This window comes from Pseudomonas laurylsulfativorans (assembly GCF_002906155.1).
Classification (GTDB): domain Bacteria; phylum Pseudomonadota; class Gammaproteobacteria; order Pseudomonadales; family Pseudomonadaceae; genus Aquipseudomonas; species Aquipseudomonas laurylsulfativorans.
Genome location: NZ_MUJK01000005.1, coordinates 136,849 through 149,531 on the forward strand (window position 1 = coordinate 136,849; position 12,683 = coordinate 149,531).

Here is a 12,683-nt window from a genome sequence, read left to right on the forward strand (position 1 = left end):
CGCCCTTCACTTGCACCTAAGCGACATGTTCATAAAGGAACGCGCGATATCCAACATTTCCGCTGTTTTGCCGATGAGAACCGGTGCTATTTTCGGTAACGAAACTGTAACATTCGTATCCGCAGTCAAAACAAGAAATCTGGAGCTCTTGAATGTTTGCTTTCTTTCGTCCTGCCGCACATCAGGCTCCATTGCCTGAAGAAAAAATAGACAGCACCTACCGGCGCCTGCGCTGGCAGATTTTCGCCGGCATCTTCATTGGCTATGCCGGTTACTACCTGCTGCGCAAGAACTTCTCCCTGGCCATGCCGTACCTGATCGATGAGGGCTACTCCCGTGGCCAGCTGGGTCTGGCGATGTCTGCCATCGCGATTGCCTACGGCCTGTCGAAGTTCCTCATGGGTCTGGTGTCCGACCGCTCTAACCCACGTTTCTTCCTGCCGTTCGGCCTGCTGGTGTCGGCTGGGGTGATGTTCATATTCGGTTTCGCGCCATGGGCGACGTCCAGCGTGACCATGATGTTCATTCTGCTGTTCATCAACGGCTGGGCGCAGGGCATGGGTTGGCCGCCGAGTGGCCGGACCATGGTGCACTGGTGGTCGCAGAAGGAACGTGGCGGCGTGGTGTCCGTGTGGAACGTGGCGCACAACGTCGGCGGCGGCCTGATCGGCCCGCTGTTCCTGATCGGCATGGGCCTGTTCAATGACTGGCACGCCGCGTTCTATGTGCCCGCTGCGGTGGCGCTGGCGGTTGCGGTGTTCGCTTTTGTGACCATGCGAGACACCCCGCAATCAGTTGGCCTGCCACCGATCGAGCAGTACAAGAACGACTACCCGGAAGGCTACGACGCCAGCCACGAAGAGGAATTCAGCGCCAAGGAAATCTTCGTCAAATACGTGCTGCGCAACAAAATGCTCTGGTACATCGCCCTGGCCAACGTGTTTGTCTATCTGCTGCGCTACGGCGTGCTGGACTGGGCGCCGACCTACCTCAAGGAAGCCAAGGGCTTCACTGTGGATAAAACCTCGTGGGCGTATTTCTTTTATGAGTGGGCTGGTATTCCGGGCACGCTGCTGTGCGGATGGATGTCGGACAAGATCTTCCGTGGCAATCGCGGCCTGACCGGCATGGTGTTCATGGCACTGGTGACGGTCGCGACGCTGGTTTACTGGCTCAACCCGGCCGGCAACCCGATGGTCGACATGATCGCGCTGCTTTCCATTGGCTTCCTGATCTACGGTCCGGTGATGCTGATCGGCCTGCAAGCACTGGAGCTGGCACCGAAGAAAGCTGCCGGTACGGCGGCGGGCTTTACCGGACTGTTCGGCTACCTGGGTGGCTCGGTCGCAGCTAGCGCAGCGATGGGCTACACCGTGGACCATTTCGGCTGGGACGGCGGTTTCGTGCTGCTGGTCGGCGCCTGCCTGCTGGCGATGGCCTTCCTGGCCCCGACGCTACGGCACAAACAAGTCGCCAGTCAGGGCCGCGAAGCGCTCGCTTGATCGGCCTTTGATTTACAACGCTTGAGCCGCGCCTCCAGATTCCGGTCTGGCATGGCGTGGCTGCGCAGGGCGTGCGCGGTCTGCTCGACATAATCGCGAGTAGTGCCGTAGCGCCCGCAAGCGTTTTCGAACACGTGGCTCAGCACATGGTCCGGCAGGTTGCCGGCATAACTGGGCAGGTGTCGCTCCAGCACAAAGCCCAAGGCCTGAACCTGACTGCCATCTTCGAGCCGGCAGTTGAGCCAGTGCGGGCGGTACGAAGGAAATGGCATCTCACGCTGCCAAAGTGCGTACAGCGAGGCTTCGAGTTGCTCTTCGGGCAGGCGATAGGCGAAACCACTGCAAGAGCCGCCGCGATCCAGGCCAAACACCAGGCCGGGCATTTCCGGGGTGCCGCGATGTTCGTGGGACCACAGGTACAACCCGCGATGGTAGCCATGCACCCGGCCACGAACCCGTTCAACCGCCGTGCATTCAGGGCGCCAGATCAGCGAACCATAAGCAAACAACCATACCGGCCCGCCCTTGTGACGGGCCATGGTCGACTGCATAGAGCTGAGCAATTGTTCGTGAGTAAGCTGCGGCCCCAGATCGAGCCGCGGAGGGTATGCCAGATTCAAAAAAGCAGATTCGATGGCGCTCATGGCGAATAGCGTTCAGCTCCCCGCGGGTGAAGAATTACTTAATAGAACGCACAGCTGTAACAATAAGGCACATAAGTTTTAAGGCAATTTGAATGCCATGGCATCGTTCTTAATTAATTGCCTGACAGAGATATAACCTACCGAAATTTATAAAAGCTTATAAATACCGATAGGCTATATAGGGGGTTATAACCTGTAGGAGCGAGCTTGCTCGCGATGGTCGTTAACGATTACGCGGGGAGTCAGGCTGCCCGCGGCGCTTTTGAGTCCATCGCGAGCAAGCTCGCTCCTACAGTGTGGCGGACAGCACCAGTATCCAGGCTCAAGAGCGCGGCTCAAGAGCGCGGCTCAAGAGCGCGGCGCATACGCAAAAACGTCGGCGCGCATCTGGTGCGCGTCCATCCCCGCGTCCACCAGCGCATCCAGTGTGCCGTAGACCATGGCCGGAGAGCCGCTGGCGTATACGTGCAGGGACTTGAGATCAGGAAAGTCTTCACAGACCGCTTCATGCAACATGCCGCAGCGCCCTTCCCAGCCGCATTGATCGCTGACGACCTTGTGCAGGAACAGGTTGGGCAGCTTCAGCCATTCGCCCCAATGCTCGACCTGATAAAAATCTTCAGGACGACGCACCCCCCAATACAGATGCACCGGATGCTTGAAACCCGAGGCCCGGCAATGTTCGATCAGGCCGTGGACCTGACCCATGCCAGTACCGGCGGCAATCAATACGAGAGGACCGTCCGGCAACTCTTCCAGATGGGTATCGCCAAACGGCAACTGGACCCGCACCATGCTGTTGCGCTGGAGCTGTTCGATCAGGCTCAACGCACTGGATTCGCGCGCCAGAACATGGATTTCCAGGTCGCGCCCGGCATGTGGCGCAGAGGCCAGGGAGAAGGCGGACTTTTCGCCGTTCTCGCGCTCGATCATCAGGTACTGACCGGCGTGGTAGCGCGGCGGTTTGCCAGCCGGAGCGCGCAGACGCACGCGCCAGGTGTCGCCGCCCACGTCCTTGCACTCAATGACCTGACACGACACGCTGCGCACCGGCAGTTCTCCCAGCGCGAGCACGCCATCCCACAGCACGATGCAGTCTTCCAGCGGCTCCGCTATGCAAGTGTAGAACTCGCCATGGTCACGCACATCGCCGGCCTGCTCGACCCGCCCTTCCACCAGCAGCGCCGCGCACACGTGGCAATTGCCGTTGCGGCAACTTTGCGGGCATTCGTAGCCCAGTCGTCGCGCGCCATCGAGAATCCGCTCGCCGGGCAATATCTCAAGCACTGCTCCGGAGGGCTGCAAGGTTACACGCATCAATCTATTCCTAACTGATTCCAGATGGCATCGATCCGTTGGGTCACGGCATCGTCCTTGACGATGACACGACCCCATTCACGGGTGGTTTCGCCCGGCCATTTATGCGTGGCATCGAGGCCCATTTTCGAACCCAGGCCGGACACCGGCGACGCAAAGTCCAGGTAGTCGATCGGCGTGTTTTCGATCATCACCGTGTCGCGCTTGGGGTCCATACGCGTGGTGATGGCCCAGATCACGTCGTTCCAATCCCGGGCGTTGATATCGTCGTCGGTGACGATAACGAACTTGGTATACATAAACTGTCGCAAAAACGACCAGACACCGAGCATTACCCGCTTGGCATGACCCGGGTACGACTTTTTCATGGTCACGACGGCCATGCGGTACGAGCAACCTTCAGGCGGCAGATAGAAATCGGTGATCTCCGGGAACTGCTTCTGCAGGATCGGCACGAACACTTCGTTCAGCGCCACGCCGAGGATCGCCGGTTCATCCGGCGGCCGGCCGGTGTAGGTGCTGTGGTAGATCGGCTTGATCCGATGGGTGATGCGCTCGACGGTGAACACCGGGAAGCTATCGACTTCGTTGTAGTAACCGGTGTGGTCACCGTACGGACCTTCGTCGGCCATCTCGCCGGGATGAATCACGCCTTCGAGGATGATTTCGGCAGTGGCCGGCACTTGCAGGTCGTTGCCGCGGCACTTCACCAGCTCAGTGCGATTACCGCGCAACAGGCCGGCGAAGGCGTATTCGGAAAGACTGTCGGGAACCGGGGTCACGGCACCGAGAATGGTTGCCGGGTCGGCGCCCAGCGCGACGGCAACAGGGAACGGTTGGCCCGGATGCTTTTCGCACCACTCGCGGTAATCCAGTGCACCGCCACGGTGGCTCAACCAACGCATGATGACTTTATTGCGGCCAATCACCTGCTGACGGTAGATACCGAGATTCTGTCGGTCCTTGTTCGGTCCCTTGGTGACGGTCAGGCCCCAGGTGATCAGCGGCGCAACGTCGCCTGGCCAGCAGGTCTGCACTGGCAGTTTCGCGAGGTCAACGTCGTCACCTTCGATGACCACTTCCTGGCAGATCGCGTCTTTGACCACCTTGGGCGCCATCGAGATGATCTTGCGGAAGATCGGCAGCTTGGACCAGGCGTCTTTCAGGCCTTTCGGCGGCTCGGGTTCCTTGAGGAACGCCAGCAGCTTGCCGATTTCGCGCAGTTCGCTGACCGCCTCGGCGCCCATGCCCAACGCCACCCGCTCGGGGGTGCCGAACAGGTTGCCGAGCACGGGGATGTCATAGCCGGTGGGCTTTTCGAAAAGCAAGGCCGGGCCCTTGGCGCGCAAGGTACGGTCGCAGACCTCGGTCATTTCGAGTACTGGGGACACCGGAACCTGGATGCGCTTAAGTTCACCGCGCTGTTCCAGGCCGCTGATAAAGTCGCGCAAGTCGCGATACTGCATGCGTAAGCCTCGTGTTGGCCGTGGCGTTCGGGGCAGGCAGTTTAGCGCCGAACCTTTCGGTTCAGAACCACGAACTGCCGCCTGAGCAAAAATCAGATAGCAAAAAGCCGGGTTTCCCCGGCTTTTTGTGCCTGTTCGACTTACTTGCGTTTCATCGACAGGAAGAACTCATCGTTGGTCTTGGTCGTTTTCAGCTTGTCGACCAGGAACTCGATGGCAGCGACTTCATCCATCGGATGCAGCAGCTTGCGCAGAATCCACATGCGCTGCAGCTCGTCGTCGGCAGTCAGCAACTCTTCGCGGCGGGTACCGGAACGGTTGATGTTGATGGCCGGGAACACGCGCTTTTCAGCGATGCGACGATCCAGAGGCAGCTCCATGTTGCCGGTGCCTTTGAATTCCTCGTAGATCACTTCGTCCATCTTCGAACCGGTTTCAACCAGCGCGGTGGCGATGATGGTCAGCGAGCCGCCTTCTTCGATGTTCCGCGCGGCGCCGAAGAAACGCTTCGGTTTCTCCAGGGCGTGGGCATCGACACCACCAGTGAGCACTTTGCCGGAGCTCGGGATCACGGTGTTGTAGGCACGGGCCAGACGGGTGATGGAGTCGAGCAGGATCACCACGTCTTTCTTGTGCTCGACCAGGCGCTTGGCCTTCTCGATCACCATTTCGGCAACCTGCACGTGGCGGGTTGGCGGCTCGTCGAACGTCGAGGCAACCACTTCGCCGCGCACGGTGCGCTGCATTTCGGTTACTTCTTCCGGACGTTCGTCGATCAGCAGCACGATCAGATGAACTTCAGGGTTGTTACGCGCGATGTTCGCGGCAATGTTCTGCAGCATGATCGTCTTGCCCGCTTTCGGCGGTGCAACGATCAGGCCGCGCTGGCCTTTGCCGATCGGGGCGCACAGGTCGATGACACGACCGGTCAAGTCTTCGGTGGAACCGTTGCCGGCTTCCATCTTCATGCGCACGGTCGGGAACAGCGGGGTCAGGTTCTCGAAGAGAATCTTGTTTTTCGCGTTTTCCGGACGGTCGAAGTTGATGGTGTCGACCTTGAGCAGCGCGAAATAACGCTCGCCTTCCTTTGGAGGGCGGATCTTGCCAACGATGGTGTCACCGGTGCGCAAGTTGAAACGGCGGATCTGGCTCGGCGAGACGTAGATATCGTCTGGACCAGCGAGATAGGAAGCGTCAGCGGAGCGCAGGAAGCCGAAGCCGTCCTGGAGAATCTCCAGCACGCCATCACCGGAGATTTCCTCACCGCTTTTCGCGTGCTTCTTGAGCAGGGAGAAAATCACGTCCTGCTTGCGCGAACGGGCCATATTTTCTATGCCCATCTGTTCGGCCAATTCGAGCAGTTCGGTAATCGGCTTTTGCTTGAGTTCAGTCAGATTCATATAGGAATGACGTAATCATTTATGGAGGGGGGAAATTAAGCTTTTGGCTTAATGAGGCCGCGCCGCGGAGAAGGCGACAGGATCGCGTACTTATTCGAAAAGGAGTGCGTCGGCGACGGCTAGCAGGGGGCAATGGAGAAACCAGTGCGGGGCCGAATGTACCACCTGAGTTTGGGAGCGTCTAGCCCTGAATACGCAAAAAGCCCCGCTATTTGCGGGGCTTTTTCAGGACACTTTGCAGCGACGCTTAGATGTTGGCGTCGAGGAAAGCAGCCAGTTGCGACTTCGACAGGGCGCCGACCTTGGTCGCTTCAACGTTGCCGTTCTTGAACAGCATCAGAGTCGGGATACCGCGCACGCCATGTTTGGCCGGGGTTTCCTGGTTCTCGTCGATGTTCAGCTTGGCAACGGTCAGCTTGCCTTTGTAAGTCTCGGCAATTTCGTCCAGAACCGGAGCGATCATTTTGCAAGGGCCGCACCATTCTGCCCAGTAGTCGACCAGTACAGCGCCTTCGGCCTTGAGTACGTCAGCCTCGAAGCTAGCGTCGCTAACGTGTTTGATAAGATCGCTGCTCATGGAATTCTCCAGGTTGTAAGCAAAAAAACGTGGCCCATCATAGCTGCCCTTCCCTCGTTCAGGAAGGTGCAGATGATTGAGTCTCGCTATGGTGATTCATGAGTTTGGGTATAGCTCAGGTCATGAAGTGACGGGAGCGATGAACGCAATTCCGGTACGCAAGGCGGCATTGCGTACGTGCTCTTGCATGGCCTTTTGCGCGGCGCCAGAGGCTCGGCGAGCCAGGGCACGAAGGATCTTGCGGTGTTCCTGCCAGGTTTCCATGGCCCGTTCAGCCCGGATGAACGGTAGCTTCTGGCTCTCCAGGAAGATGTCGGCTCTGGCCGTCAGGATACTCAGCATCGCCTGATTGCCGCTGGACAGCAGGATGCGCCGGTGGAATTCAAAGTCCAGCCGCGCCGCTGCTTCGAAGTCGCCGCACTTCAGTTCGTTACGCATGGCGGCGACATTGTCTTCCAGCGCATCGAGCTCATCGGTACTCAAGGTCACCGCAGCCAACCCGGCCGCAAAGCCCTCCAGCGCATAACGCAACTGGAAGATATCCAGCGGCGAAGCCTGCGCCGCGAATGGCCAGCCCGGCGCGGCCTCGCCTCGCGGCAGCTCCACCGGCGCCTGCACGAACACGCCTTTGCCCGGCTGGATGCTGATGATGCCCAGCGCGCTCAGGGACGACAACGCTTCACGCAAAGAAGCCCGGCTTACGCCCAGTTGTACCGCCAGGTCCCGTTGCGAGGGCAAGGCATCCCCCGGTCCGAAGCCCTGCTCGGTGATCAGTTTGCGGATGGCTTGCAGCGCCACCTCGGGTACGGCGCGGGAGATCGAGTTCATGGTTTTCCAGACGAACCAGGCCAATGTGCCTCAGTTGTAAAGCTATTCGCGACGCCCGGCAAGTCGTGCCCCATGGGGGTTCGGTGATTTTCACGGCTGCGCCATCGGGGTGCGAAACGCAACCTGACTGTTCAGACCAGTAAGACCGTGCGACGCCAGCAAAACCGCGCTCTGGCGCCCCCAGAACCCTAAGTTGGCATGGCCCATGCTCTGTCGATCCGCAGAAATCACTTCTCGCCGATCCGGAGATTTGCCATGACCCAGCGTTACAGCGCCCTCCTCGCCGCCCTGTTTGCCAGCCTGATGCTGAGCCAGGCACCCGCCCACGCCGACGGCCTGGAGGATGTGGTCAAGCGCGGCGTCCTCAAGGTTGCCGTGCCCCAGGACTTCCCGCCCTTCGGCTCGGTCGGGCCGGACATGAAGCCCCGTGGCCTCGACATCGACACCGCAAAACTGCTGGCCGACCAGCTCCAGGTCAAACTCGAACTGACCCCGGTCAATAGCACCAACCGCATCCCGTTTCTCACCACCGGCAAGGTCGACCTGGTAATTTCCAGCCTCGGCAAGAACCCGGAGCGTGAGAAGGTCATCGACTTTTCCCGCGCCTACGCACCGTTCTACCTCGCCGTGTTCGGTCCGCCAGATGCCGAAATCAAGACTCTGGACGACCTCAAGGGCAAGACCATCAGCGTCACCCGCGGCGCGATCGAAGACATCGAGCTGACCAAGGTCGCCCCCGAAGGCGTGACCATCAAGCGCTTCGAAGACAACAACTCGACCATCGCCGCGTACCTGGCCGGGCAAGTCGACCTGATCGCCAGCGGTAACGTGGTGATGGTCGCGATCAGCGAAAAGAGCCCGAAACGCGTGCCGGCGCTGAAAGTGAAGCTCAAGGATTCGCCGGTCTACGTGGGCGTCAACAAGAACGAGCCGGCGTTGCTGGACAAGGTCAACCAGATCCTCGTGACCGCCAAGAGCGACGGGGCGCTGGAAAAGAACGCCCTGACCTGGCTGAAAGAGCCGCTGCCGGCCGATCTCTGATTCGGCACGCTGGAGACGTTTTATGGCTTATCAGTTCGATTTCCTGCCGGTGGTGAACAACACCGACCTGTTGCTGCGTGGTGCGCTGTTCACCCTTGAGCTGACAGCCATCGGCGCTGTGCTCGGCGTGGGGCTGGGCATCGTCGGGGCGCTGGTGCGGGCGTGGAACATCCGGCCTTTGGCGGGGATTTTCGCGGTCTACGTCGAGTTGATCCGCAACACGCCCTTTCTGGTGCAGTTGTTTTTCATCTTCTTCGGCTTGCCGTCCTTGGGCGTGCAGATTTCCGAATGGCAGGCGGCGGTGCTGGCGATGGTGATCAACCTCGGCGCCTATTCCACCGAGATCATCCGCGCCGGCATCCAGGCGATCCCCCGGGGTCAGCTGGAGGCCGCGGCGGCACTGGCGATGACGCGCTTCGAAGCGTTCCGCCACGTGGTGCTGCTGCCGGCACTTGGCAAAGTCTGGCCGGCCCTGAGCAGCCAGATCATCATCGTCATGCTCGGCTCGGCGGTGTGTTCGCAGATCGCCACCGAGGAGCTGAGTTTCGCCGCCAACTTCATTCAATCGCGCAACTTCCGCGCCTTTGAAACCTACGCCCTGACCACGCTGCTGTACCTGTGCATGGCACTGCTGATCCGCCAATTGCTGAACTGGATCGGCCAGCGGTTCATCGCAAGGAGTAGCCAATGAGCGATTTCACCTTCTGGGACATCGTGCGCAACCTGCTCACCGGCCTGCAATGGACGCTAGCGCTGTCGCTGGTGGCGTTCATTGGCGGCGGGCTGATCGGCTTGCTGATCATGGTCATGCGCATCTCGGATAAATCCCTGCCGCGCAGTGTCGCCCGTACCTACATCGAACTGTTCCAGGGCACGCCGCTGTTGATGCAGCTGTTTCTGGTGTTTTTCGGCGTGGCACTGGCCGGGCTGGAGATTTCGCCGTGGATGGCGGCGGCGATCGCGCTGACGCTGTTCACCAGCGCCTACCTGGCGGAAATCTGGCGCGGTTGCGTCGAGTCGATTCCCAACGGCCAATGGGAGGCTTCGTCGAGCCTGGCGCTGAACCCGCTGGAGCAGCTGCGCTATGTGATCCTGCCGCAAGCCCTGCGCATCGCCGTGGCGCCAACCGTGGGCTTCTCGGTGCAAGTGGTCAAAGGCACTGCCGTCACCTCGATCATCGGCTTCACCGAGCTGACCAAGACTGGCGGCATGCTCGCCAACGCCACCTTCGAACCTTTCATGGTCTACGGCCTCGTCGCCCTCGGCTACTTCCTGCTCTGCTACCCCTTGTCGCTCAGTGCGCAATACCTGGAAAGGAGACTGCATGCCTCTGCTTAGAATTTCCGCCCTGCATAAATACTACGGCGACCATCATGTGCTCAAAGGCATCGACCTGAGCATCGAGGAAGGCCAGGTGGTGGCGATCATTGGCCGCAGTGGCTCGGGCAAATCAACCTTGCTGCGCACCCTCAACGGCCTGGAATCGATCAACGACGGCGTGATCGAAGTCGACGGCGAATACCTCGACGCCGCCCGCGCCGATCTGCGCAGCCTGCGGCAGAAAGTCGGCATGGTGTTCCAGCAGTTCAACCTGTTCCCGCACCTGACCGTGGGTGAGAACGTCATGCTCGCGCCGCAAGTGGTGCAGAAGGTGCCCAAAGCCAAGGCCGCCGAACTGGCGCGACAGATGCTGGAACGGGTCGGACTGGGGGAAAAGTTCGATGCCTTTCCGGATCGACTGTCCGGCGGTCAGCAACAGCGGGTGGCGATTGCCCGTGCCCTGGCGATGTCGCCGAAAGTGTTGCTGTGCGACGAAATCACCTCGGCGCTGGACCCGGAACTGGTCAACGAAGTGCTGAGTGTGGTCCGGCAACTGGCGAAGGAAGGCATGACGCTGATCATGGTCACCCACGAAATGCGCTTCGCCCGGGAGGTTGGGGATAAGTTGGTGTTCATGCATCTTGGCAAGGTGCATGAAGTGGGCGACCCGAAAGTCTTGTTTGCCAAGCCGCAGACAGCAGAGCTGGCAAATTTCATCGGGACGGTTGAGGCGGGAAATTGAGTCATTGTGGCGAGGGGGTTTACCCCCGTTGGGCTACGAAGTAGCCCTTAAACCTTTCGACCGAGTATCAATGACTCGCCGCGCTGAATGGCTTTGGGGCCGTTTCGCGGCCCAACGGGGGTAACCCCCCTCGCCACAGGAGCTGTGTTGGATCAAGGCTTTCAACACTACGCGTTGGCGGCAGCCTTTGATCGTGGCACGATGTCGAGGTTATCGACCGAGACCCCCGACCATGCCGCAATCCCAAGCCAAGAATCTGTCCCTGATCGCCGCAATCGACCTGGGCTCCAACAGCTTTCACATGGTCGTGGCCAAGGCCCAGAACGGTGAGATCCGTATTCTCGAGCGCCTCGGGGAGAAGGTCCAGCTGGCCGCTGGCATCGACGAAGAACGCCACCTCAACGAAGAATCGATGCAGCGCGGGCTCGACTGCCTCAAGCGCTTCGCTCAACTGATCAGCGGCATGCCCTCCGGTGCCGTTCGCATCGTCGGCACCAACGCCTTGCGTGAGGCCCGCAACCGCGCCGAATTCATCCGTCGCGCCGAAGAGATTCTCGGCCACCCGGTGGAAGTCATTTCCGGCCGTGAAGAAGCGCGCCTGATCTACCTCGGCGTGTCCCACACCCTCGCCGACACCCCGGGCAAGCGCCTGGTGGCCGACATCGGCGGCGGCAGTACCGAATTCATCATTGGCCAGCGCTTCGAACCGCTGCTGCGCGAAAGCCTGCAGATGGGTTGCGTCAGCTATACCCAGCGCTATTTCAAGGACGGCAAGATCACCCCGGCCCGCTACGCCCAGGCGTACACCGCAGCGCGGCTGGAGATCATGAGTATCGAGCACGCCCTGCACCGCCTGACCTGGGATGAAGCCATCGGCTCCTCGGGCACCATCCGCGCCATCGGTCTGGCGCTGAAGGCTGGCGGCCACGGCACCGGCGAGGTCAACGCCGAAGGCCTGGCCTGGCTCAAGCGCAAACTGATCAAGCTGGGCGACGTCGAGAAAATCGATTTCGAAGGTATCAAGCCGGATCGCCGAGCCATTTTCCCCGCTGGTCTGGCGATCCTCGAAGCAATCTTCGACTCCCTCGAACTGCAACGCATGGATCACTGCGAAGGCGCCCTGCGCGAGGGCGTGCTCTATGACCTGCTGGGCCGCCATCATCACGAAGACGTGCGCGAGCGCACCCTCACGTCGCTGATGGAGCGCTACCACGTCGATCAGGAGCAGGCGGCTCGGGTCGAGCGCAAGGCGTTGCATGCGTTCGACCAGGTGGCCGAGGACTGGGATCTGGAAGACGGCGTCTGGCGCGAACTGCTCGGCTGGGCGGCCAAGGTCCATGAGGTTGGCCTGGACATCGCTCACTACCAATACCACAAGCACGGCGCCTACCTGATCGAGCATTCCGACCTCGCCGGATTTTCCCGCGAAGACCAATTGATGCTCGCGCTGCTGGTGCGCGGCCACAGGCGCAACATCCCCAAGGACAAGTTCGCCGATTTCGGAGATGACGGCACCAAGCTGATTCGCCTGTGCGTGCTGCTGCGCTTTGCGATCCTGTTCCACCACATCCGCGGCACCCAGCAAATGCCCCAGGTGGAACTGAACGCCAATGGCAACAGCCTGGAAGTGGTGTTCCCGGAAAACTGGCTGGATGAAAACCAGCTGACCCAGGCCGACTTTGAAATTGAAGCGCAATGGCTGACACGGGTCGACATCGTGTTGACCGCTCGCTAGAGCCTCTGTAGGAGCGAGCTTGCTCGCGAAAAACCTGAGGGCAACGCGTTATCCAGGCAGCATGCGTCATCGTTCACGTCCATCGCGAGCAAGCTCGCTCCTACAGAAAAG

The 12,683-nt window shown here is 60.2% G+C and carries 12 protein-coding genes; 6 read left to right on the forward strand and 6 right to left on the reverse strand.

What is annotated here, in order from left to right:
- Positions 1-152: 152 nt before the first annotated feature.
- The gene (gene glpT, locus B0D71_RS17395) at positions 153-1,502 is read left to right on the forward strand and encodes a glycerol-3-phosphate transporter (RefSeq protein ID WP_103395877.1); all 1,350 of its coding nucleotides are present in this window, start codon (positions 153-155) and stop codon (positions 1,500-1,502) included.
- On the opposite strand, the gene B0D71_RS17400 is transcribed toward glpT, so the two are convergent.
- The 6 genes from B0D71_RS17400 to B0D71_RS17425 all read right to left on the reverse strand — a co-directional run bounded on the left by B0D71_RS17400 (position 1,478) and on the right by B0D71_RS17425 (position 7,734).
- Positions 1,478-2,146 carry a gamma-glutamylcyclotransferase gene (locus B0D71_RS17400; RefSeq protein WP_007978886.1) on the reverse strand — a complete coding sequence of 223 codons (669 nt, stop codon included), beginning with the start codon at positions 2,144-2,146 and terminating at the stop codon, positions 1,478-1,480. The two genes, glpT and B0D71_RS17400, sit on opposite strands and share 25 nt — an antisense overlap.
- A 348-nt stretch (positions 2,147-2,494) precedes the next feature.
- The gene (locus B0D71_RS17405; RefSeq protein WP_103395878.1) at positions 2,495-3,463 is read right to left on the reverse strand and encodes a CDP-6-deoxy-delta-3,4-glucoseen reductase; all 969 of its coding nucleotides are present in this window, start codon (positions 3,461-3,463) and stop codon (positions 2,495-2,497) included.
- A complete protein-coding gene (gene ubiD / locus B0D71_RS17410; RefSeq protein ID WP_103395879.1) occupies positions 3,463-4,929 on the reverse strand; it encodes a 4-hydroxy-3-polyprenylbenzoate decarboxylase in 1,467 nt (488 codons plus the stop codon). The genes B0D71_RS17405 and ubiD overlap by 1 nt, the downstream gene beginning before the upstream one ends.
- A gap of 140 nt (positions 4,930-5,069) precedes the next feature.
- A complete protein-coding gene (gene rho / locus B0D71_RS17415) occupies positions 5,070-6,329 on the reverse strand; it encodes a transcription termination factor Rho (protein ID WP_003206716.1) in 1,260 nt (419 codons plus the stop codon).
- A 247-nt stretch (positions 6,330-6,576) separates the two neighbouring features.
- Complete coding sequence (trxA, locus tag B0D71_RS17420; RefSeq protein WP_003206727.1) at positions 6,577-6,906, reverse strand: thioredoxin TrxA; 330 nt, start codon at positions 6,904-6,906, stop codon at positions 6,577-6,579.
- 120 nt (positions 6,907-7,026) lie between these two features.
- Complete coding sequence (locus tag B0D71_RS17425) at positions 7,027-7,734, reverse strand: FadR/GntR family transcriptional regulator (protein WP_103395880.1); 708 nt, start codon at positions 7,732-7,734, stop codon at positions 7,027-7,029.
- Between the two features lie 255 nt (positions 7,735-7,989).
- Here B0D71_RS17425 and B0D71_RS17430 point away from each other — a divergent pair, with 255 nt between their 5' ends.
- The 5 genes from B0D71_RS17430 (at position 7,990) to ppx (ending at position 12,572) form a co-directional block, all read left to right on the forward strand.
- Positions 7,990-8,775: a transporter substrate-binding domain-containing protein gene (locus tag B0D71_RS17430; protein ID WP_103395881.1), complete on the forward strand. Its 786-nt coding sequence runs from the start codon at positions 7,990-7,992 to the stop codon at positions 8,773-8,775.
- Between the two features lie 22 nt (positions 8,776-8,797).
- Entirely contained in the window at positions 8,798-9,466 is a 669-nt protein-coding gene (locus B0D71_RS17435; protein WP_103395882.1) for an amino acid ABC transporter permease, read from the forward strand.
- Complete coding sequence (locus tag B0D71_RS17440; RefSeq protein ID WP_103395883.1) at positions 9,463-10,113, forward strand: amino acid ABC transporter permease; 651 nt, start codon at positions 9,463-9,465, stop codon at positions 10,111-10,113. Before B0D71_RS17435 ends, B0D71_RS17440 begins: the two co-directional genes overlap by 4 nt.
- Entirely contained in the window at positions 10,100-10,837 is a 738-nt protein-coding gene (locus tag B0D71_RS17445) for an amino acid ABC transporter ATP-binding protein (RefSeq protein WP_103395884.1), read from the forward strand. Before B0D71_RS17440 ends, B0D71_RS17445 begins: the two co-directional genes overlap by 14 nt.
- 232 nt (positions 10,838-11,069) lie before the next feature.
- The gene (gene ppx, locus B0D71_RS17450; RefSeq protein WP_103395885.1) at positions 11,070-12,572 is read left to right on the forward strand and encodes an exopolyphosphatase; all 1,503 of its coding nucleotides are present in this window, start codon (positions 11,070-11,072) and stop codon (positions 12,570-12,572) included.
- Positions 12,573-12,683 lie beyond the last annotated feature (111 nt).

Bases quoted from the DNA above. Each gene is read 5' to 3' on its own strand.
- glpT (WP_103395877.1), top strand. From the start codon at position 153: ATGTTTGCTTTCTTTCGTCCTGCCGCACATCAGGCTCCATTGCCTGAA.
- B0D71_RS17400 (WP_007978886.1), bottom strand. From the start codon at position 2,146: ATGAGCGCCATCGAATCTGCTTTTTTGAATCTGGCATACCCTCCGCGG.
- B0D71_RS17405 (WP_103395878.1), bottom strand. From the start codon at position 3,463: ATGCGTGTAACCTTGCAGCCCTCCGGAGCAGTGCTTGAGATATTGCCC.
- ubiD (WP_103395879.1), bottom strand. From the start codon at position 4,929: ATGCAGTATCGCGACTTGCGCGACTTTATCAGCGGCCTGGAACAGCGC.
- rho (WP_003206716.1), bottom strand. From the start codon at position 6,329: ATGAATCTGACTGAACTCAAGCAAAAGCCGATTACCGAACTGCTCGAA.
- trxA (WP_003206727.1), bottom strand. From the start codon at position 6,906: ATGAGCAGCGATCTTATCAAACACGTTAGCGACGCTAGCTTCGAGGCT.
- B0D71_RS17425 (WP_103395880.1), bottom strand. From the start codon at position 7,734: ATGAACTCGATCTCCCGCGCCGTACCCGAGGTGGCGCTGCAAGCCATC.
- B0D71_RS17430 (WP_103395881.1), top strand. From the start codon at position 7,990: ATGACCCAGCGTTACAGCGCCCTCCTCGCCGCCCTGTTTGCCAGCCTG.
- B0D71_RS17435 (WP_103395882.1), top strand. From the start codon at position 8,798: ATGGCTTATCAGTTCGATTTCCTGCCGGTGGTGAACAACACCGACCTG.
- B0D71_RS17440 (WP_103395883.1), top strand. From the start codon at position 9,463: ATGAGCGATTTCACCTTCTGGGACATCGTGCGCAACCTGCTCACCGGC.
- B0D71_RS17445 (WP_103395884.1), top strand. From the start codon at position 10,100: ATGCCTCTGCTTAGAATTTCCGCCCTGCATAAATACTACGGCGACCAT.
- ppx (WP_103395885.1), top strand. From the start codon at position 11,070: ATGCCGCAATCCCAAGCCAAGAATCTGTCCCTGATCGCCGCAATCGAC.